Origin of the sequence: Staphylococcus sp. HMSC034C12 (assembly GCF_001835895.1) — a bacterium.
GTDB classification, from domain to species: Bacteria; Bacillota; Bacilli; order Staphylococcales; family Staphylococcaceae; genus Staphylococcus; species Staphylococcus hominis.
Genome location: NZ_KV826358.1, coordinates 38,696 through 59,129 on the forward strand (window position 1 = coordinate 38,696; position 20,434 = coordinate 59,129).

Consider the following 20,434-nt stretch of genomic DNA (forward strand, 5'->3'; position numbering starts at 1 on the left):
ATGATACTATAGACTATACAACATTTTATTGGACTTAGAGAAAGGGAAGTGACATTGATGACAAGTTTTAACGACGTTGTAAAATGGAGACGCATGTTTCATCAATATCCTGAGTTATCAAAATACGAATATAAAACGACGCAACGTATAAAAGATATATTAACTTCATACAATATTAAAATGATTGACATTCCAATGGAAACGGGCCTAATAGCAGAAATAGGACAAGGAGAAAAATGTATTGCTGTTCGTACTGATATTGATGCGTTACCTATTCAGGAGCAAGTTAGTCAAGACTTTACTTCTACTAATGATGGAGTGATGCATGCTTGTGGACATGATATTCACATGGCTAGTATCTTAGCTATTGCTACCAAGTTAAAAGAAGAAGAAGAACAATTAAATGGAAGAGTAAGGTTTTTATTTCAACCAGCTGAAGAGCTTGGGTATGGTGCTAAAGCCATGGCTAAAACCAATGCATTAGATGATGTACAAGCGATTGTTGGATTTCACAATTATCCAACATTAGATATTGGAGAATTTGCAATTAAATCTGGTCCTATTACGTCTGCTGTAGATCGTTTTGAATTTAAAATTCATGGCAAGGGAGCTCATGCTGCCAAGCCAGAGCAAGGCAATGACCCTGTAATGGCGTTAGGGCAATTAATTACAAGTTTGCAAACAATTATTAGTCGTAATTTATCTGCCTTTGATAGTGCTGTCATTACAATAGGAGAAGTGTCTTCAGGTAATACTTGGAATGTTATTGCAGATAATGCTTATGTTCAAGGCACGGTACGTTCATTCAAACCTGAAGTACAAGATTATATTGAACAACGTATGCATGATATTGCTAAAGGATTAGAACAATTATTTAATATAGAGATTGAATTAATTTATACACGTTTACCAGGCGCAGTTATTAATGACGTAGAGCTTACAAAACATGCTAAAGAAGCGGCAAAAAAAGTAGGATACACAGTAATTGATTTAGAACATCCGTATACAATTGGAGAAGATTTTTCTGGTTTATTAGAGCATCATCCAGGGGTATTTGCATTTATTGGATCGAATAGCGAATATGATTTACATCATCCAAAATACAATCCAGATGAACGTATTTTAGAAAAAACACCTGATTATTTTATAGAACTGATTTATCAATTATTAGCATAATATTTATTAGAAAATTTTTGGAATTATGATTTAATTACTATTTAATGTGGTAAAGCTGTATTGAGTGATTAAATAGGAGATGATTTTAATGGGTGCACAAGATCCAAGAACTAAATTTAAAGATTCTGATTATAAAAAACAAGAACAAGAAACACCAGGTTATCAATATAAAATGTCACCTAAACCAGATTGTGGTGAAGAATCATATGAAGGTCATGGCCGTTTACAAGATTATAAAATGCTAGTAACTGGTGGCGATTCTGGTATTGGACGTGCAGCAGCAATTGCTTATGCTAAAGAAGGCGCTGATGTAGTTCTTAACTACTTACCAAGTGAAGAACAAGATGCACAAGAAGTTAAAGAAGTCATCGAAAAAACTGGAAGAAAAGCAGTACTTATCCCTGGAGATGTGAGAAATGAGCAGTTTAACTATGATTTAGTAGAACAAGCTTATAATGAATTAGGTGGCTTAGACAACATTACTCTTGTTGCGGGTCATCAACAGTATCATGATGATATTCATGGATTTACAACTGAACAATTTGCTGAAACATTTGAAACAAATGTGTATCCAATTTTTTGGACTGCTCAAGCAGCAACTAAATATTTAAAACCAGGTGCTTCAATTACAACGACATCTTCAGTACAAGGGTATAAACCAGCTGCAATTTTACATGATTATGCCGCTTCTAAAGCAGCAATTATTTCATTAACAAAAAGTCTTTCTGAAGAATTTGGAGATAAAGGTATTAGAGTGAATAGTGTAGCGCCAGGACCATTTTGGTCACCTTTACAAATCAGTGGTGGACAACCTCAATCAGCAATACCAGAATTTGGCCAAGCTACTCCACTAGGCCGTGCAGGTCAACCTGTTGAATGTGTGGGACCATATGTATTATTTGCTTCAGAAGATGGTAGTTATTTAACTGGTCAAGTTCATAGCGTTACTGGTGGTATTCAAATCGACTAATTTAGTTAAACGTTAAGTATACTGGCGAGAGATTTTTAGAAATCTCTCGCTTTTTATTTTATAAAGGAGAATTAAAAATGAAAGGGATTAATCCAAATCAATTATCAGATATTCAAAATTATAAATTATTAAGTGGTTCAGTTATACCTAGACCTATTGCGTTTGTAACATCGGAAGATGAAAAAGGTAATTTAAACGGTGCACCATTTAGCTTTTTCAATGTAGTGAATAATAAGCCACCTATGATAGCAATTGCAGCACAAAGAAGTAATGGTAAGCGTAAAGATACTGCTATAAATATTGAAAAAACAAAAGAATTTGTTGTGCATATTACAGATGAATTCAATATTGAAGATATCAATGAGACGGCTGCACCTTTAAAATACGAAGACAATGAATTAGAACGCACATCATTGACTCTTATCAGTTCATCTATTATACAGACGCCTGCTGTGAAAGAAGCTAATATTCGTTTTGAATGTAAATTAGATCAAATGATTCAATTAGGTACTAAAAATGATGGTGCGGATTTAATTATAGGAGAAGTTGTTATGTATCATATAAATGAAGATGTCTATTTTGAGGATAGTAAAATTGATTTTAATCAGCTTAAACCCGTAGCACGTTTAGCGGGAAATAATTATTCTAAACTCGGAGACACATTTACAATTAAACGTCCAGAATCATAATAATATGAATTTTACATGTAATTGTATTGACGATGATATATGAATCTTGTACCTTTAAATATAAATTCAATTAGTATTAAGGAAAGTAGGTTAAATATGGAAGAAGGGAATAAAGGGCATGCATGGGCACTACTACCTCTTGTGCTATTTATTGCATTATTTTTAGGAATAGGAATCGCTACTGGAGATTTTAGTAATATGCCTTTAAATGTTGCGATAACGATTACTGTGATTGTAGCATTAATGATGAATAGAAAAGAAAAATTTTCAAAAAAGATTGAAATATTTACTCAAGGGGCAGGGCATTCAAATATTGTCCTAATGGTTTTCATCTTTATCTTAGCAGGTGCATTTTCAACTACTGCTGAAAAAATGGGTGGTGTCACGTCTACAGTTAATTTAGGACTATCACTCATACCACAAAATTTTATTATTGTAGGATTGTTTATAATTTGTATGTTTGTCTCTATCTCTATGGGAACCTCAGTTGGAACTATTGCAGCACTTGCACCTGTAGGATTTGGATTTTCTCAGGCAACTGATATTTCAGCTATGTTAGCGATGGGAACAGTAGTAGGCGGTGCGATGTTTGGTGATAATTTATCAATGATATCAGATACCACAATAGCAGCAGTACGTACTCAAAAAACAAAAATGAGCGATAAGTTTAAAGTTAATTTTTGGATTGTTTTACCAGGTGCAATTCTAACAATTATCATTTTATTTTTCTTAACAAATGGTGTACATATTGATCATTCTAAGCAATATGATTATAACTTAGTGAAAGTCATTCCTTATATTTTAGTGCTTGTTTTAGCCGTCATTGGTGTGAATGTTATCGTAGTTTTAATTAGTGGTACTATCCTTTCTGGAATCATTGGTCTTATTGATGGTTCTTTCAATTGGAAAGGTTTATTAACTGCTATATCAAAAGGAATTATTGGAATGGAAGATATTGCAATTATAGCTTTACTTATTGGTGGGCTTGTTGGTCTTATTCAACATAATGGCGGTGTAGAATGGTTGCTTAATTTTGTGAAATCGAAAGTGAAATCGAAACGTGGTGCTGAATTTGGTATCGCTAGTCTTGTGAGTGTAGCGGATATCGCTACAGCAAATAACACAATTTCAATTATTATGTCAGGACCATTGGCTAAAAATATTGCCGACGAGTATGAAGTAGATCCTCGTAAATCAGCAAGTCTTCTTGATATTTTTGCTGGATGTTTTCAAGGTCTGTTACCCTATAGCCCTCAACTTATTGCAGCAGCGGGTGTCGCTGGAATATCTCCTTTTAGTATGTTGCCATATTGTATTTATTCAATTTTATTAGGCATTTGTGGAATTCTAGCAATTGTATTTAGATTTCCACGTCTTAAGACGAAATAAATGATATATAACAAGTTAAAATCATCTAAATTTATATTTTTTTTAATTTCTGATAGTTGAAATTTTGGTAGTATTTATAAATGCGTTAAAATATAACTAAGAGTGAAAGTAGGTGAGATGAGTGGCAAAATATAATGTAGAAAATGAACAAGTTGAGATTCATATTGAGCGTTTATTTAAATATTCTCCAGAATTGGTTTATAGTGCTTGGACAGATATAAACTTATTAAAGCAATGGTTTATGACCTCCCAACGAACAAATAAATTATTTGATGCAGATATTCATGAAGGTGGACAATATCGAATAGTAGATGCTCGTAATGGTAAACAAAATGTAATTCAAGGTAAATATGAAGAATTAGTATCCGATGAATACATCAAAATGACTATTGGAATGCCAGAATTAAGCGATAGTCAAGATGTTATTGAAGTAGAATTTGAAGAGCGTGAATCAGGCGGTACGCAAATGTTCTTTTACTATCAATCTATAGTAGAAAAAGAACGTCGTTTAACGGCTTTAGAATATAAACATAAAAAGAAAGAATATCATGATTCTACTGCACATGGTTTAGAATTAATGTTTGATCGAATGAATGAAGTTTTAGATCAATATGTAGAGGACAATGATATGTTACTTTAATTAAAATGAAAAGACCTATTGAGTAAAAGTCAGTTATTACTTAATAGGTCTTTTTATTTATTGTAATTCACCGTTTTCTTTTCGCTCATTATATTTTCTTAGTAGCGTTTCAAAAAAGATATGATAATTAATAAAGCTAGAATAATCTATATCATTGTATAAATAAAATGTATGGCTAGAAACGTAAACATTATAATTTGCCTTTTGTGCTAATGTATTGTCTTTCATGGTTGTAACAGAAATAAAATAACGTTGGCGCAATTGAAGTAAATTAGTAATCTCAGTTAATTGGTGAGTTTCTCCAGATAAAGAAATCACAAAAAATAAGTCATCTTCATTAGAGTAGTTAAGTACCATTTTAATCTCATGTTCATCATGCAATACAATTACATTTTTATGCATAGTTAATAAGATACGTTGTGCTTCTTCAGCTACATTTTTCTGAGCTCGTCCAGTACCATATAAGTATACATTGGTAGCTTTATCAATTTTTTCAGTAATAAGGTTAAAATTTACCCTTTCTAGGTAAGTAAATGTTGTTTCAATTTCTTGTTTAAATTGTTTGATTGAATCGGTAGGAACTTCATGTAAAGATTGACTTTCAAATTTTAAATAAGATTTAAAATCACTATAGCCATCAAAGCCTAATTTACGTGTGAAACGATGAATAGTTGCGTTTGATGCATGTGTATATTGTGATAGTTCTTGTATTTTTAAAGTTTTACATTGTTCTATATGTGTATTAACAAAATGAGCTATATGAAGATCATTGTCATTTAATTTATCAAAGTTAGTATTAACTCTCTCATCTAATAACATATAAACACCTCAAGTTATAATATTGAAAATTTTTTCATCTATAGAAAATATAAACTGATTATACAAAAATATTTCAAAATGAGTCAATATCATTGTATATATGAAAGCGTTTACTATAATAGAATTAAGATATTAAGAAAGCGCTTAAAAAAGTGCAATATCATATGATTAACTATGATATTTAGATTTGGGGGTCAGCATATGAACGCAATAAAACGTTTTGGGAGCGCAATGATAGTTCCAGTATTAATGTTTGCATTCTTCGGGATTATATTGGGGTTTGCAACACTATTTAAAAACCCAACAATAATGGGTGGTTTGGCAGACAGTCACACATTTTGGTTTAAATTTTGGTCAGTCATTGAATCTGGTGGTTGGGTTATCTTTAATCACATGGAAATTGTATTTGTAGTAGGTTTACCAATTTCACTTGCTAAAAAAGCACCAGGTCACGCAGCATTAGCAGCTTTAATGGGTTACTTAATGTTTAATACATTTATCAATACCATTTTAACGCAATGGCCACATACGTTTGGTGCAAACTTACAAAAAGGTGTTGAAAATGTTACAGGTTTAAAAGCAATTGCAGGTATTCCAACATTAGATACTAATATTTTAGGTGGTATCATTATTTCAGCTATTGTAACTTGGATACATAATAGATATTACAGTAAGAAATTACCTGAAATGCTTGGTGTTTTCCAAGGTTTAACATTTGTAGTCACTATTTCATTCTTTGTTATGTTACCTGTAGCAGCCATTACATGTGTAGTGTGGCCAACGATTCAAAGCGGAATTGAATCATTACAACACTTCATTATTGCTTCTGGTTATATAGGCGTATGGTTATACCATTTCTTAGAACGTGTATTAATACCTACTGGACTTCACCATTTTGTTTATGCACCAATTGAAGTAGGTCCAGTTGTAGCAAAAGATGGTTTAAAAGCAGAATGGTTTAGACATTTAAATCAATTTGCCGAAAGTAGCAAACCATTAAAAGATCAATTCCATTATGGTTTCATGCTTCAAGGTAATGGTAAAGTATTTGGCGCAATTGGTATTGCTTTAGCAATGTATTCTACAACACCTAAAGAAAATCGTAAAAAAGTAGCTGCATTATTGATACCTGCTACATTAACTGCTGTTGTAGTTGGTATTACAGAACCATTAGAATTTACATTTTTATTTATTGCACCATTCTTATTTGTTATTCATGCATTATTAGCTGCAACAATGGATACAATCATGTATGGTTTTGGAGTAGTTGGTAATATGGGTGGAGGACTACTTGACTTTATTGCAACAAACTGGATTCCACTTGGACAAAATCACTGGATGACTTATGTAGCTCAAGTTATTATTGGTTTAATTTTCTCAGCAATTTACTTCTTTGTATTTAGATATCTTATTTTAAAATTTGATATTCCATTACCAGGACGTCGTGCTGAAGAAGAAGTGAAACTATTTTCTAAAAAAGATTATAAAGAGAAAAAAGGTGAAGATAGTACAGACACTTCAGGTTTTGAGCCTAGTAATGAATATGAAGAAAAAGCATATTATTATTTAGAAGGTTTAGGTGGAAAAGAAAATATTAAAGATGTGACAAATTGTACAACACGTTTACGCTTAACTGTTAATGACGAATCAAAAGTAGAAGATACTGCATATTTTACACATCAACAAATGTCACATGGACTTGTAAAAAGTGGTAAGAATGTACAAGTAGTTGTAGGGATGACCGTACCACAAGTACGAGAAGCATTTGAACACTTAGTATTTGATGAAAATGACAAAAAATAAGATACTAAAAGGGTCGAAACATTTTGTTTCGACCCTTTAACTATTCTAAGAAATACGTGCATTATGTAATGCGCGAGCTTTATATGTGGCTGATAAAATATCAATATTTCGACAAGCAATAAACTGAATGAGTTTCGAGAATATTTCTGGTTTACAACATACGCTAGCATAATTATTGTTTAATGTATAAGTTAAATCATATTGATTAGAGAAATATGTCATTATATCAATAACTTTATCTTTAATAAAAGCATCTTGTAATCCATCTATACATAAATTAAAGCGTTTAGAAGAAGAATAATATTGTCCAGAATCCAATAAGATGTGTGTATTTCTAGAAGAAAGAATTTGGTAAATAGAAATTTGGTAAAAACTTAAAAAACTAATGAAATAGGGTAATTGTTGTTTAGGCAAGCTGATTTCAAGGGCTGGAGTATTGTTATATTTAATAATGTTGTATTGAAATGATTCGCAAAATTGAACATTTCTGCAAATTTTCATTAATTGTCTTTTAGTCGATCTTGATTGCAAACCTACAATATTTAGAATGTAAGTTTCAAATTTATCTATCCACATGCAAGAACCTCCCAATTCTTAATAATATGTAGTCTTCATGTCATTATCATTCTTAAAATGAAACACGTCGTTCCCATATACAGTCTGATTGTATCACTCTTTATTATGATTATCACTACGACTTTTGAATGAATTTTAATTTAATATTTTTGTAATATATTCGTAACTCTATTTAAAAAAGAAAAAATAAAGACATACATATTTTAAATATTCTGAAAATTCATTGTTTTACTTTTTCTCCTGTGATACTCTTATTTCATTATTTAAAATAAGAGGGTGACATCATGTTAAGTAAAGTAAGTGAATTTGCAACTAAGACATTTTTATTATGGATGTTTATTGCTGCTATTATAGGTTTTATATTTCCAACTCAACTAGCGACGATGGGTCAATTCGTCCCATGGCTATTAGGAATTGTGATGTTAGGCATGGGAATGACAATTAAACCTAGTGACTTTAAATTAGTTTTTAAAGAGCCGAGGTCTGTTATTATCGGAGTGATCTTACAATTCACTATTATGCCTACCTTGGCCTATACTATTGCTAAAATATTTAATTTACCAGCTGAGTTAGCAATTGGAGTGATTTTAGTTGGATGTTGTCCTGGCGGAACATCAAGTAATGTCATGAGTTATCTAGCTAATGCTAATGTCGCGTTATCTGTAGCGATTACAAGTGTATCTACTTTATTAGCACCATTTGTAACACCGGCTTTAATTTATTTATTTGCTCATGAGTGGTTACATGTATCATTTTTAAGTATGTTATGGTCGGTCATTCAAGTTGTTTTATTACCAATAATCATAGGATTCCTTTTACAACTTGCTTCCAAAAAAGTAACTCGGGAAGCTACTAAAATTTTACCAATTATTTCTGTAGTAGCGATTTCATTGATTTTAGCGGCTGTTGTTGGAGGGAGTAAATCACAAATTCTTAAAACTGGATTCCTTATTTTTATTGTAGTCATTTTACATAATGTAGTGGGCTATTTATTAGGTTATGTTTTAGCGCATGTATTCAAACTTGATAGAAGAGACAAAAAGGCCGTTTCTATTGAAGTTGGAATGCAAAATTCAGGTTTAGCTGTGTCTTTGGCAACTGTACATTTTAGTCCACTAGCAGCAGTGCCAGGAGCTGTATTCAGTTTTGTTCATAATATTTCTGGACCTATTCTTGCCAAATATTGGTCTAAACGTTAATGTAATATGTTAAACTTACCTATAATATTAAGTTTAAAGGAGAAATATCATGTATAAAGCAATAGTATTCGATTTTGATGGTACAATTGTCGATACTGAACAACATTTATTTAATATTATTAATAAGCATTTAATTAGTCATAAAGCAACACCAATTACACTCGATTTTTACCGTGAAAATATTGGTGGAGAAGCAAAGGATTTACACGAATATTTGGAACAGACGATTGGAAAAGATAATAAAGAAATTATTTATAAAGAACACCATCAAACAAGTAATCAATTAGAAATTAATCCTACGATTAAACAATTAATGAAATACTTGAAGCAACGTCATATTCCTATGGCAATTGCGACAAGTAGTTATAAAAAGGATATTTTTCCAGTATTTAAGAGTTTAGGTTTAGATGAATATATAAATATTATTGTTGGGAGAGAAAGTGTAGAATATGTAAAACCAGATCCAGAACTTTATTTGACTGCGGTTCAGCAGCTTAATTATTCTCCAACTCATTGTTTAGCTATTGAAGACTCTGTAAATGGTGCTACAGCTGCTTTTCGCGCTGGATTAGATGTTATAGTAAATACAAATGATATGACTCAAAAACAAGATTTCTCAACTATTCCATATATTGGTAAAGATTTAAATGGCGAAGAAATTATAAATCGTTTTTTTGAAAAGGGTCATGTGTGAATGACATGTCGTGGCAATTAATCATCTTCTTTTTAGCTGGACCCATTATTATCGGAATAGGAAATCTTGTTTTAGGTCCAATATTTAATAAACGTATTCCTTTTAGAGTTCGTATACGTTCATTCATGATAGGATCAATGATATATCTTATACTTGCTTTTATAGCGTATTTCTTTTTGTTACAAGGCAAATTATAAAGTGATTGACCAATATAAGAATAAAAAAGGAACCTTTTTCTAAGGTTCCTTTTTTATTAAATAATTATTTTTAGAATAATTGTAAAGACTAATAAAACAATTAAAATCGCATCAATACCTACCATTACGGTAAATCTAGTGCTTTTAGATCCTTGAGATTTAGCTTGTTTCATTGCATTATAATTTGGTATGAGACTTAAAAATAATAAAACAATAATTAATATTATACCAATAGTGACTGACATATATATTTATTCTCCTTTTCTTTTTTCAATCCATTCCCATATAAATCCCGCAATAATACCTACACAGATTCCTGTTAAAACACCGAACTTTGGAGAAGATAATAATGTTCCTATAATTAAAAAGATTATAACAGCGATAGATAAAGTAATACTAAATTTTATTTTACGTTGATCAGAATTAAAGATTGAAAATACAATTAAGTATAGTAAGAAAAATACTAAAGTTGCTAAAAGCGTTCGTAGTATAAGCAAACTTACCATGTGTTGTTGTTCACTAAAAAAGTTCAGTAAAAAGAACACAATAGCAAAAATAATAGATACCTTCATATCCTTTTTTAATACATGCTGCATAAGGTTAAACTCCTTTAAGTCTATATAAGCAGTATAGCATACTGCTAAAGTATCAATTAAATATATTAATTTAGTAATATGATTCTCAACTAAAAATAACCCAATAACACAAATATTAAATTATTCATTTTTGCAAAAAAGTAAAAAAATCTGATTAAATTGACGAGAGCGCTTTCGACAGAATTTAAAAAATATATTTTATTTTCTGAAAATTATAGTATAATAACTTCAATAAGGTAAAGGATATGTCGACTAAGAAAACGTAATAAATATTTTCTAAAGGTTAAAAGTATCGCACCTTAGTCCAAATAGAGATGGGGTATTTTTATGGATAATAATGAATTACATAGGGGACTGAGTGCACGTCAAATTAGAATGATTGCGCTGGGTGGGACAATCGGTGTAGGTTTATTTATGGGGGCAACAAGTACAATTAAATGGACTGGACCATCAGTTATTTTTGCGTATTTAATCGCAGGGATATTCTTATTTTTAATAATGAGAGCAATGGGAGAAATGATTTATTTAAATCCAACAACAGGTTCATTTGCAACATTTGCTAGTGAATACATACATCCAGCTGCTGGCTATATGACAGCGTGGAGTAATATATTCCAATGGATTGTCGTTGGGATGAGTGAAGTCATTGCCGTAGGTGAGTATATGAATTATTGGTTCCCTCATTTACCACAATGGATACCAGGCGTGATTGCAGTAGTATTATTATTAATAGCAAACTTAGCTTCAGTTAAAGCGTTTGGAGAATTTGAGTTTTGGTTTGCAATGATAAAAGTGGTAACAATTGTATTAATGATTATTGCTGGATTAGGATTGATTTTCTTTGGAATTGGTAATGGAGGACACCCTATCGGTATTTCTAACTTATGGAAACATGGTGGATTTATGCCAAATGGATTAGTTGGTTTCTTCTTTGCACTTTCAATCGTTATTGGTTCTTATCAAGGGGTTGAGCTAATTGGTATTACTGCAGGTGAAACAAAGAATCCTCAAAAGAATATTAAAAGTGCTGTAAATGGTGTTATATGGCGTATATTAATTTTTTACATAGGTGCTATTTTTGTTATTGTTTCAATATACCCTTGGAATCAATTAGAAAGTATTGGTAGTCCTTTTGTAGCTACATTCTCTAAAATTGGTATTACATTTGCCGCAGGTTTAATCAACTTTGTTGTATTAACTGCTGCATTATCAGGATGTAACTCTGGTATTTTTAGTGCAAGTCGTATGATATATACACTTGCTCAAAAAGGGCAAATGCCTAAAATCTTTACACGTGTAATGAAAAATGGTGTGCCATTTTATCCTGTATTAACTATTGCAATTGGTATTTTAATTGGAGCATTATTAAATGTTATTTTACCTTTATTTATAAAAGGCGCTGATAGTATTTTCGTGTATGTTTATAGTGCATCTATTTTACCAGGTATGATTCCATGGTTTATGATTTTAATCAGTCATATTCGTTTCAGAAAATTACATCCAGAACAGGTTGAAAATCATCCATTTAAAATGCCAGGAGGCACAATTTCTAGTGTTATGACAATTATCTTTTTACTCATTGTTTTAATTGGTATGTTATTTAATAAAGACACAGTTATTTCAGTGGTTATAGGTATTATTGTCTTAGCAGGGGTTACAGTGTATTACTTTATTCGCGGTCATCACAAAAATGATGCTATAAAAAGAGTAAAATAACGATAAAAATATATAATAAAAAATCTGAGACGTGCATAAACGTCTCAGATTTTTTAACGTTTGGATAGTAAATCCCTAAATTAAACATAGACTAATATCAAGTTTTTTTAATTGTAGACCGAGACCCCAACATAAAGTCATTCAAAAAGAACGTCGACGCCCAACATAAGTTGGGAATGAAGTGGAACAATGAGTTTTATCCCACTCCTTTTTTATTAATGTTTAAATTCAATTTTTGATAAATACTTGTGGTAATTATCTAATGAAATCTTTGACTGTGTCATATAGTCTAAAGAAGCGTGATAATTACGTGCTATAAAGCGGTAAAATATAATATCAATCGTATATAATTGTGCAAATAATGCAGTTGTCGCACTCATACACAGTTCGTTTTTATAATCTTCATTATACGTTAAAACTAAATCAGAATCTTTTGCAATTGAATTATTGTTAGAACTTGTAATTGTAATCATTGAAAGGTTAAAATCTTTAACGACTTTTACCATTGCTTGTAGTTCGCTCTGTTCACCACTATGGGTAATAAAAACGACACAATCATTTTTATTATGTGTAGACAACATTGTAGTTAGTAAATGTGTATCTTGAACTAATTGAATATTGAGACCAATACGGGATAATTTCTGATAAAATTCAAGCGCACACACGTATGAACTCCCATAACCATATAGAAAAATGGTATGTGCCTGTTTAAATGTTTCGCAAATAGCGTCAATAGTTTGGTGATCTATAAAATGATTACTTTGTTTTAACGACGCTTTAGTTTGAAAATATAATTTTTGTTTTAAGCTTTCTACTGATTCATTTTCTACTAACTTGATATTATACGGTGTGACTTGTTTAGGAAACCATTGCTTAATTTCATCGCGTATAGCTTTAAAATTTTGATTAATTAATTTTTGACTATAACGATTCATAGTAGACACACTAATATTAAGCTCATCTGCAATCGCTTCATTAGACATTGAAACTAATTTATGTGGAGAATTTAATATGAAACGTGAAAGTTTCTGTTCACTTTTAGAAGACGAAGCGTAGACTTCATCTATCCTACTTAAAATATTTGTCATCCAATCACCTAATTTATTAAAAGTTTTTCTTTCATCATAAATAGATAGATGAAAATGAAAACATCTCTATCTAGGCATGTGAATACATCATATATTACATCTAAATTCCCACAAATATCGATAAATAACTGTAAAGTGATTAAGTTAAGTAAAGGTTTACGTAACAGGATTACCGAAATAATGTGATATTCTCCCACCAATATGACATTATTTCGTGAATTAAAAAACAGTATGCAGTTTTTACTTAATATTAATCAAGCATTATTATACATACTATAAATTACAATGACAATTTACCTACTAAACTTATCGAAAAAATAAGGTTATTGATAATTATTAATTTGATTATAAACTTTATAAATATGATTTTGACGTTCTTGCAAATCGACGATTAAATTTCCATTTTTAAAATTTTGAAGAGGGATTTGTTTTAAATGAGTCATCAATTCATTGTATTGTTCGAAGCAATACGTTTGTGAATCAGAACAATGAGATGAAATACTATTTATTTGATTATGTTTAAAATGCGCACGACAATGATTAATAAAATTATTGTAATCTTTAATTCCCAAAGATAAATGTGCTATGTCCATAAAATAATAATATTTAGCTTTTTCTAGTAAAATTAATAATTGAATTAAAATGTGTTGATCGTATATTAAGGTTTTATAATGCATGGTATACTCATCCTTTAAAAGAGGGTGTTAAGGATATTTGGTATGTAAGCATTTAGTATTTGAGAATACACGAAAATTTCTTCAATACTCACTTTATTCATTGTTTTTAGGTTGTAGAAATTCCTTATAGTTATGAATAGTAATATCGTATGTTTGAATTTTTTTTTCAAATGAATAAGAAATATCAACAATATTTAATATTGATAATTCACGAGTTCTACCGAATCCAATTTCATAAACAATAGCAAACCATTGACCGTTACGGCACAGTAAGCCGATGAATATCACATTTTCTGCAGTAATTTCATTATTTTCTGAAAAGTCAACAAGCATAACATGTCTTTCGTTACTATAAATTAAAATATCTGAAAACAAATGTGGTAATGTTAGAGAATGTGTATCTTCTAATTTAATATTATTGGAGATATGTTTCAGTATTTTTAGCATTTGTGTATTAGGTGTTTTTAAACATTGGTTCATAATTGAATGAATGTCTTGAGTGTAAGGTAATGTAGAGTGAGATTGACTTTCTTGCAAAGTTAAAAATAGTGCAATAAGTTCGGATTCATTTAATTTAAGATGAAAATAATGATCAGTATTTTGAATTTCATATCCACCGCGTTTTCCTTTATGAGCGTATATATGAACTCCTTTAGATTCTAAATCATCAATATCTCTAGTAATTGTACGAGTAGAGACATTAAATTGTTTTGCTAAATCAGACGCATTGATTTTATGTCCTTGTTGAATTAATGAAATAATTTGATTTTGTCTTTCCATTTTATTCAATATACTCACCACCTATGAACATTACATATTACATTAATTATAACATAAGACTGAGATTCAAGACATTTTTAGTAATAAGTTGATTGGAAGTGTAATAATAAACTATTTTTATTTAGAAAACGCTTACAATTATTAGGTGATTATGCTAATATAGTATTTGTAACAGGGTAGAACGATTTCAAACAAAGGGGTAGGGGCTGTATAACAGATAGCTCAAGGTGAATCGTTCGGGTTACATCGAAACATCTTCAATATTTATTACTTACTTTCCTTTCTATTTTGTCGGCTAGCAAATGACTAGCCGATTTTTTATTTTAAAAAAATAATATGTTATATGATAAGATGAATAAAAACGTTGAGGTGACATCATGCAAAAACAACAACTTCAATTTATAGATAAACATATTACGGATTGGTTCCAACATTTAGATGATATTATTCCTAATTTAATTAAAAACATGGTTACAGAAACAAAAGAAAATCGATTCGATTTAGTTACAAATGTAGATAAACAAATACAAAATGATTTCGAGGCCTATCTGGAAAAGTATTTTCCTACACATCAGTTATTAGCTGAAGAAAAAAATAATGAGGGTATTGAACCCTATCAGGGACACCTTTGGATTATGGACCCTATTGATGGAACAGCCAATTTAGTGAAACAACAAGAAGATTATTGTATTATTTTAGCTTACTTTGAAAATGGACAACCTAAATTATCTTATATTTATGACTACGCTCATAAAATAATATATAAAGCAATTGAAGGTAAGGGTGCCTTCATGAATAATGTCAAACTTGAGTCTCCAGAAGTATTATCGCTTAAAGATACTATTGTTTCATTTGGTTCAGAATACGTGAATGAAAAATTAAGTAAAGCTCTGTATCAATCGTCTTTTAGTGTGAGATATATAGGAGCTTGCGGATTAGATTCAGTGCGAGTGATAAAAGGACAATTTGGAGCACATTTTAATACTAATCCTAAACCTTGGGATATTGCAGCACAGTTTTTATTCGCTAGAGAATTAGGATTAGTGATGACACAGATGGATGGACAACATCTTGATTTCGCTAAAGGTGGCCCTTTTATTATTAGTAATAAAGGCTGCTACGAGGAGATATTAGCTATTATTAATGATAACCACTAATTCTTCTATTTTTAGTTATTTAATATATTTCCTACTAAAGTTGTATAGTAAATTAAATCATTTAATATATAATAATGGAGATATATTTTAATATAAGTAGAATAGGAGGAGGAAGATGCAACGTCTTGATAGAAAAAAACGTTCCTCTAGTAAAATAATCAAATGGATTATTAGTATACTTGTTATGTTAGCTGTCGTTACTGTAGCTGTTATCGCAGCAACGATATTGATAACAGGTAATAAAATTCATAACCCGCTTCATCGTCAACAATCTGAATTGCGTTCTCATAATGTTAATTTAAGAAATGGAGATCCATTTACAATTGCCTTATTTGGTGTTGACTCTAATGCACAACGTAAAAGCACAAATGATGGTGAACGTAGTGATACAATAATGATTTTATCAGTGAATCCAAAGAAAAAAACGACTGAGCTTGTAAGTATTCCACGTGATACTCAAGCAGAAATCGTAGGAAGAGGTACAACTGAAAAAATTAATCATGCTTACGCTTATGGGGGGCCTACCATGGCTGTTAAATCATTAGAAAAACTAATGAATGTGCCAATAGACCACTACGCTACTATTGATATGGATGGATTACACAACATGATTGATTCGGTAGGCGGTGTTAACATAGTAAGTAATGATACATTTACAGTTCAAGGTACAACATTTACTAAAGGGCAATCTACTCATGTTGATGGAGATACAGCCATGGCATTTATTAGAAGTCGTAAAGAAACAGGTGCAGGTGGTGACTTTGGACGTCAAGAACGTCAACAACTAGTTTTACAAGCTATGGCAAATAAAATGGTTAGTTCTTCAGCGATTACACATTTGCCATCATTAATTACTCAAATTCAAAAGAACGTCACAACTGATTTAACATTAGGGGATTTAAATGAAATTAGAAGTCATTATAAAGAGGCTAATGATACAGTTAATCGTCATCAGCTAGAAGGGACAGGTAGTATTCAAAATGATGGATTATGGTATTTTATTCCTAATGAAAGTTCAAAAGTGCAAATGACAGAGGTATTAAATAATAATTTGAAAAAATAAAAAAATATATAGCAATTAAAAAATCTGAGACTAATTTATATGTCTCAGATTTTTTATTTAAAGATATAAAAATTTAAAAGTATATTCTTTATTTAAAAGAATAAAGAAAGGTCAATAGATATGATTGAAAGCCTTAACATTATATGATTTTAGTTATACAATAATATTAATTCTGTATTGAATATGGGGAAATAATACAGAATCTTAACGAAATTGGTTGTTTATGGAATATAAATATAAGGTGGGGAAAGCAATGCAAGAACATTTAGTTTTAACCCTAGATGATGTGGATTACCTTGTAGAACCTGGAACAAATTTACTTGAATTTATTAAATCTCGTGATACTTTCGTTCCTTCAATTTGCTATAACGAATCCATGGGTCCAATTCAAACCTGTGATACTTGCATGGTTGAAATTGATGGTAAAGTTGAACGAGCGTGTAGTACAGTAGTTGACCGTCCGATGTCAGTCAATACTCAAAATAAACGAGTGAAAGCTAGCCAAAAAGAAGCATTAGATAGAATTTTAGAAAAACATATGCTGTATTGTACAGTATGTGATTATAATAACGGTGATTGTGAGATTCACAATGCAATGGATGCATGGGGATTACAAGAACAATCATATGAATATAAAACAAAGCCTTATGAGAAAGATTATGGTCCTTTCTATCGTTATGACCCAGACCAATGTATCCTATGTGGTAGATGTGTAGAAGCATGTCAAGATGTGGAAGTTAACGAAACACTTTCTATAGATTGGGATCGTGAGCACCCACGTGTGATTTGGGATAATGATGTTCCAATAAATGAATCGTCTTGTGTATCATGTGGTCAATGTGCGACAGTGTGTCCATGTAATGCAATGATGGAAGTCAATATGGAGGGCAATGCAGGATATTTAACTGATACAGAACCGGGTTCATTAGCAGCTATGATTGATTTAACTAAAAAAGCTGAACCAGGTGATGGATTGTTATTTGCTGTGTCGGATTCTGAAGCAGAGATGCGTAAAGAAAGAATTAACAAAACTAAAACAGTATGTACATATTGTGGTGTAGGATGTTCATTTGATGTATGGACAAAAGATAGAGAAATCTTAAAAGTTCAACCATCACACGACTCTCCAGCAAATAAAATCTCTACTTGTGTAAAAGGCAAATTCTCGTGGGGACACATTAATTCGGATCAACGTTTAACTAAACCTTTAGTACGTAAAAATGGTGAATTTCATGAGGTTGAATGGGAAGAAGCCCTCGATGTTATAGAAAAGAACTTTAAGCGCATTAAAAATGAATATGGTGGCGATCACCTAGCATTTATCGCCTCTTCAAAAGGTACAAACGAAGAGTCATACTTAATGCAAAAACTTTCTCGCCAAGTATTTGGTTCAAATAATATTGATAATTGTTCGAGATATTGTCAAGCACCTGCTACAAAAGGATTATTTAGAACGGTAGGACATGGCGGGGACTCAGGTTCTATTGATGACTTGGAAAAAGCAGCTATGACGGTACTTATTGGTACAAATACAGCAGAAGCACATCCAGTTATTGCTTCAAGAATTAAACGTGCACAGAAATTGTTTGGACAAAGAATGCATGTCTTTGATATTCGTAAACATGAAATGGCTGAACGTGCAGATGAATTTTATCAACCTAAACCTGGTACGGACTTAGTATGGTTGAGCGCTGTGACAAAATATATTATCGATCATCATTTACATGATATTGAATTTATTAAAGAGTGGGTTGACAATTTTGATGAGTATTATGAGTCATTAACTCCATTTTCATTAGAATATACTGAAGAGGTTACAGGAATTTCAAAAGCGCGATTAATTAGTTTTGCGGAAGAATGCGCAAAAGCAGAATCTGTAGCTATTTGTTGGGCAATGGGTGTCACACAACAAGATATTGGTAGTGATACAAGTACAGCAATTTCAAATCTTCTTCTTGTAACAGGTAACTATAGAAGACCTGGCACAGGGGCTTATCCATTACGTGGCCACAATAATGTTCAAGGTGCAAGTGATATGGGAAGTATGCCGGACCAATTTCCAGGTTATCAAATGATACACAATGATGAAATTAGATCGAAATTTGAGAAAGAGTATGGTGTTACATTGAACCCAACGCCTGGTCGAGATAATCATCAAATGATGGATGGTATTCATGAAGGACAAATTCATTCACTATATTTGTATGGTGAAGATACTGGAATTGTAGATTCAAATATTAACTATGTACAATCTGCATTAGAAAAAGTTGAATTTTTGGTAGTTCAAGATGAATTTTTAACATTTACAGCAACGTATGCAGATGTTGTGTTACCAGCTAGTCCTTCATTAGAAAAAGATGGCACATATACAAATACAGAGCGTAGAATCCAACGTATTAATCAAGCACTATCACCTTTAGGTGACTCAAAACCTGACTGGGTAATTTTCCAATTGATTGCTAAAAGAATGGGCTTTGATTGGAATTATAGTCATCCTTCAGAAATCATGGACGAAATTGCACGCTTAACACCGTCTTATTCAGGTGTTAGCTATGAAAGATTAGAAGGTTTTAACAGTTTACAATGGCCTGTAGCACCAGATGGTACAGATCAACCTACATTATATCTTGATGGCTTTAATTTCGATAATAAACGTGCAAAATTATTTGAATTAACATTTGATAATTTCTTTAAAGAAGATGAAGTATATGATTTACATGTAAATAATGGTCGCGTACTAGAACATTTCCATGAAGGAAATATGACATATCAAACAGAAATGATTAAATATAAAATGCCTCACGCATTTGTAGAAATTTCACCTGAATTAGCCAAAGATCGCGATATCCATGAGGGTGCAGAAGTAAAACTTATTTCTGATACAGGAGAAGCTACTTTAGTTGCTACAATTACTGATAGAGTTAAAGGAAAAGAAATATATATTCCTTTAAATAATGATGCTATGAGTAATGGCGATATAGGTGCTATAAATAAATTAACTAATAGTGACGTGGATTATGCTACACACACACCATCTTATAAACGTACACATTGTCGTTTAGAGGTTATAACTAGAAAAGGTAAATCTCCTTTAAATCCAACGAATTTCCGTGTAGATAAACATCGTCATCCGCAATATAGTGTCCAAGTTCAGAAAAAATGGAAACGTAAGGATTATATTTTCCCAGGAAATGTGGTGGATTAA

At 31.2% G+C, this 20,434-nt stretch carries 20 protein-coding genes; 13 read left to right on the plus strand and 7 right to left on the minus strand.

The features are described from left to right. Nucleotides 1–57 precede the first annotated feature (57 nt). From HMPREF2629_RS09595 to HMPREF2629_RS09615, 5 genes are all read left to right on the plus strand, one after another. Nucleotides 58–1,176 (plus strand): amidohydrolase, encoded by a 1,119-nt coding sequence (locus tag HMPREF2629_RS09595; protein WP_054105728.1) that lies wholly within the window; start codon nt 58–60, stop codon nt 1,174–1,176. Between the two features lie 88 nt (nt 1,177–1,264). Continuing rightward, entirely contained in the window at nt 1,265–2,146 is an 882-nt protein-coding gene (locus HMPREF2629_RS09600; protein ID WP_017174905.1) for an SDR family oxidoreductase, read from the plus strand. Nucleotides 2,147–2,223: 77 nt separating this feature from the next. Continuing rightward, a complete protein-coding gene (locus HMPREF2629_RS09605) occupies nt 2,224–2,835 on the plus strand; it encodes a flavin reductase family protein (protein WP_017174904.1) in 612 nt (203 codons plus the stop codon). A 96-nt stretch (nt 2,836–2,931) separates the two neighbouring features. Continuing rightward, nucleotides 2,932–4,224 carry a Na+/H+ antiporter NhaC family protein gene (locus HMPREF2629_RS09610; RefSeq protein WP_017174903.1) on the plus strand — a complete coding sequence of 431 codons (1,293 nt, stop codon included), beginning with the start codon at nt 2,932–2,934 and terminating at the stop codon, nt 4,222–4,224. 121 nt (nt 4,225–4,345) lie between these two features. Beyond that, complete coding sequence (locus tag HMPREF2629_RS09615; protein WP_002448616.1) at nt 4,346–4,864, plus strand: SRPBCC family protein; 519 nt, start codon at nt 4,346–4,348, stop codon at nt 4,862–4,864. A 57-nt stretch (nt 4,865–4,921) separates the two neighbouring features. Here the strand turns inward: HMPREF2629_RS09615 and HMPREF2629_RS09620 are convergent, their stop codons facing one another. Beyond that, complete coding sequence (locus HMPREF2629_RS09620) at nt 4,922–5,683, minus strand: MurR/RpiR family transcriptional regulator (RefSeq protein WP_048679170.1); 762 nt, start codon at nt 5,681–5,683, stop codon at nt 4,922–4,924. 201 nt (nt 5,684–5,884) lie between these two features. Here HMPREF2629_RS09620 and HMPREF2629_RS09625 point away from each other — a divergent pair, with 201 nt between their 5' ends. Next, complete coding sequence (locus HMPREF2629_RS09625; protein ID WP_017174901.1) at nt 5,885–7,486, plus strand: alpha-glucoside-specific PTS transporter subunit IIBC; 1,602 nt, start codon at nt 5,885–5,887, stop codon at nt 7,484–7,486. A gap of 45 nt (nt 7,487–7,531) precedes the next feature. Here HMPREF2629_RS09625 and HMPREF2629_RS09630 read toward each other — a convergent pair whose 3' ends face one another. Further along, the gene (locus HMPREF2629_RS09630; RefSeq protein WP_017174900.1) at nt 7,532–8,062 is read right to left on the minus strand and encodes a hypothetical protein; all 531 of its coding nucleotides are present in this window, start codon (nt 8,060–8,062) and stop codon (nt 7,532–7,534) included. 284 nt (nt 8,063–8,346) lie between these two features. Here HMPREF2629_RS09630 and HMPREF2629_RS09635 point away from each other — a divergent pair, with 284 nt between their 5' ends. From HMPREF2629_RS09635 to HMPREF2629_RS10960, 3 genes are read left to right on the plus strand one after another with little or no spacing between them, the layout of a single operon-like run. Beyond that, complete coding sequence (locus tag HMPREF2629_RS09635; protein ID WP_017174899.1) at nt 8,347–9,261, plus strand: bile acid:sodium symporter family protein; 915 nt, start codon at nt 8,347–8,349, stop codon at nt 9,259–9,261. A 49-nt stretch (nt 9,262–9,310) separates the two neighbouring features. Further along, the gene (locus HMPREF2629_RS09640; RefSeq protein ID WP_048762122.1) at nt 9,311–9,955 is read left to right on the plus strand and encodes an HAD-IA family hydrolase; all 645 of its coding nucleotides are present in this window, start codon (nt 9,311–9,313) and stop codon (nt 9,953–9,955) included. A gap of 5 nt (nt 9,956–9,960) precedes the next feature. Beyond that, complete coding sequence (locus tag HMPREF2629_RS10960; RefSeq protein ID WP_071560670.1) at nt 9,961–10,152, plus strand: hypothetical protein; 192 nt, start codon at nt 9,961–9,963, stop codon at nt 10,150–10,152. Between the two features lie 56 nt (nt 10,153–10,208). Here HMPREF2629_RS10960 and HMPREF2629_RS09645 read toward each other — a convergent pair whose 3' ends face one another. Both HMPREF2629_RS09645 and HMPREF2629_RS09650 read right to left on the minus strand, forming a co-directional pair. Then, nucleotides 10,209–10,397, minus strand: a complete 189-nt coding sequence (locus HMPREF2629_RS09645; RefSeq protein ID WP_002448560.1) for a hypothetical protein — start codon at nt 10,395–10,397, stop codon at nt 10,209–10,211. Between the two features lie 6 nt (nt 10,398–10,403). Beyond that, a complete protein-coding gene (locus tag HMPREF2629_RS09650; RefSeq protein ID WP_048762120.1) occupies nt 10,404–10,748 on the minus strand; it encodes a hypothetical protein in 345 nt (114 codons plus the stop codon). A 327-nt stretch (nt 10,749–11,075) separates the two neighbouring features. On the opposite strand from HMPREF2629_RS09650, the gene HMPREF2629_RS09655 reads away from it, so the two are divergent. After that, nucleotides 11,076–12,464 (plus strand): amino acid permease, encoded by a 1,389-nt coding sequence (locus HMPREF2629_RS09655; RefSeq protein WP_019835274.1) that lies wholly within the window; start codon nt 11,076–11,078, stop codon nt 12,462–12,464. Between the two features lie 215 nt (nt 12,465–12,679). Here HMPREF2629_RS09655 and HMPREF2629_RS09660 read toward each other — a convergent pair whose 3' ends face one another. The 3 genes from HMPREF2629_RS09660 to HMPREF2629_RS09670 all read right to left on the minus strand — a co-directional run bounded on the left by HMPREF2629_RS09660 (nt 12,680) and on the right by HMPREF2629_RS09670 (nt 15,018). Beyond that, nucleotides 12,680–13,552 (minus strand): MurR/RpiR family transcriptional regulator, encoded by an 873-nt coding sequence (locus HMPREF2629_RS09660; RefSeq protein WP_017174895.1) that lies wholly within the window; start codon nt 13,550–13,552, stop codon nt 12,680–12,682. Nucleotides 13,553–13,875: 323 nt separating this feature from the next. Next, a complete protein-coding gene (locus HMPREF2629_RS09665; protein ID WP_017174894.1) occupies nt 13,876–14,229 on the minus strand; it encodes a hypothetical protein in 354 nt (117 codons plus the stop codon). A 93-nt stretch (nt 14,230–14,322) separates the two neighbouring features. Further along, nucleotides 14,323–15,018 carry a helix-turn-helix transcriptional regulator gene (locus HMPREF2629_RS09670; RefSeq protein ID WP_054105724.1) on the minus strand — a complete coding sequence of 232 codons (696 nt, stop codon included), beginning with the start codon at nt 15,016–15,018 and terminating at the stop codon, nt 14,323–14,325. A gap of 368 nt (nt 15,019–15,386) precedes the next feature. Here HMPREF2629_RS09670 and HMPREF2629_RS09675 point away from each other — a divergent pair, with 368 nt between their 5' ends. The 3 genes from HMPREF2629_RS09675 (at nt 15,387) to fdhF (ending at nt 20,434) form a co-directional block, all read left to right on the plus strand. Continuing rightward, entirely contained in the window at nt 15,387–16,166 is a 780-nt protein-coding gene (locus HMPREF2629_RS09675) for an inositol monophosphatase family protein (RefSeq protein WP_070813336.1), read from the plus strand. Between the two features lie 115 nt (nt 16,167–16,281). Then, nucleotides 16,282–17,229: an LCP family protein gene (locus HMPREF2629_RS09680; RefSeq protein WP_070813337.1), complete on the plus strand. Its 948-nt coding sequence runs from the start codon at nt 16,282–16,284 to the stop codon at nt 17,227–17,229. A gap of 253 nt (nt 17,230–17,482) precedes the next feature. Beyond that, nucleotides 17,483–20,434: a formate dehydrogenase subunit alpha gene (gene fdhF, locus HMPREF2629_RS09685; RefSeq protein WP_017174890.1), complete on the plus strand. Its 2,952-nt coding sequence runs from the start codon at nt 17,483–17,485 to the stop codon at nt 20,432–20,434.

Coding starts and splice junctions, on each gene's coding strand:
- HMPREF2629_RS09595 (WP_054105728.1), top strand. CDS start 58: ATGACAAGTTTTAACGACGTTGTAAAATGGAGACGCATGTTTCATCAA.
- HMPREF2629_RS09600 (WP_017174905.1), top strand. CDS start 1,265: ATGGGTGCACAAGATCCAAGAACTAAATTTAAAGATTCTGATTATAAA.
- HMPREF2629_RS09605 (WP_017174904.1), top strand. CDS start 2,224: ATGAAAGGGATTAATCCAAATCAATTATCAGATATTCAAAATTATAAA.
- HMPREF2629_RS09610 (WP_017174903.1), top strand. CDS start 2,932: ATGGAAGAAGGGAATAAAGGGCATGCATGGGCACTACTACCTCTTGTG.
- HMPREF2629_RS09620 (WP_048679170.1), bottom strand. CDS start 5,683: ATGTTATTAGATGAGAGAGTTAATACTAACTTTGATAAATTAAATGAC.
- HMPREF2629_RS09625 (WP_017174901.1), top strand. CDS start 5,885: ATGAACGCAATAAAACGTTTTGGGAGCGCAATGATAGTTCCAGTATTA.
- HMPREF2629_RS09630 (WP_017174900.1), bottom strand. CDS start 8,062: ATGTGGATAGATAAATTTGAAACTTACATTCTAAATATTGTAGGTTTG.
- HMPREF2629_RS09635 (WP_017174899.1), top strand. CDS start 8,347: ATGTTAAGTAAAGTAAGTGAATTTGCAACTAAGACATTTTTATTATGG.
- HMPREF2629_RS09640 (WP_048762122.1), top strand. CDS start 9,311: ATGTATAAAGCAATAGTATTCGATTTTGATGGTACAATTGTCGATACT.
- HMPREF2629_RS10960 (WP_071560670.1), top strand. CDS start 9,961: ATGTCGTGGCAATTAATCATCTTCTTTTTAGCTGGACCCATTATTATC.
- HMPREF2629_RS09645 (WP_002448560.1), bottom strand. CDS start 10,397: ATGTCAGTCACTATTGGTATAATATTAATTATTGTTTTATTATTTTTA.
- HMPREF2629_RS09650 (WP_048762120.1), bottom strand. CDS start 10,748: ATGCAGCATGTATTAAAAAAGGATATGAAGGTATCTATTATTTTTGCT.
- HMPREF2629_RS09655 (WP_019835274.1), top strand. CDS start 11,076: ATGGATAATAATGAATTACATAGGGGACTGAGTGCACGTCAAATTAGA.
- HMPREF2629_RS09660 (WP_017174895.1), bottom strand. CDS start 13,552: ATGACAAATATTTTAAGTAGGATAGATGAAGTCTACGCTTCGTCTTCT.
- HMPREF2629_RS09665 (WP_017174894.1), bottom strand. CDS start 14,229: ATGCATTATAAAACCTTAATATACGATCAACACATTTTAATTCAATTA.
- HMPREF2629_RS09675 (WP_070813336.1), top strand. CDS start 15,387: ATGCAAAAACAACAACTTCAATTTATAGATAAACATATTACGGATTGG.
- HMPREF2629_RS09680 (WP_070813337.1), top strand. CDS start 16,282: ATGCAACGTCTTGATAGAAAAAAACGTTCCTCTAGTAAAATAATCAAA.
- fdhF (WP_017174890.1), top strand. CDS start 17,483: ATGCAAGAACATTTAGTTTTAACCCTAGATGATGTGGATTACCTTGTA.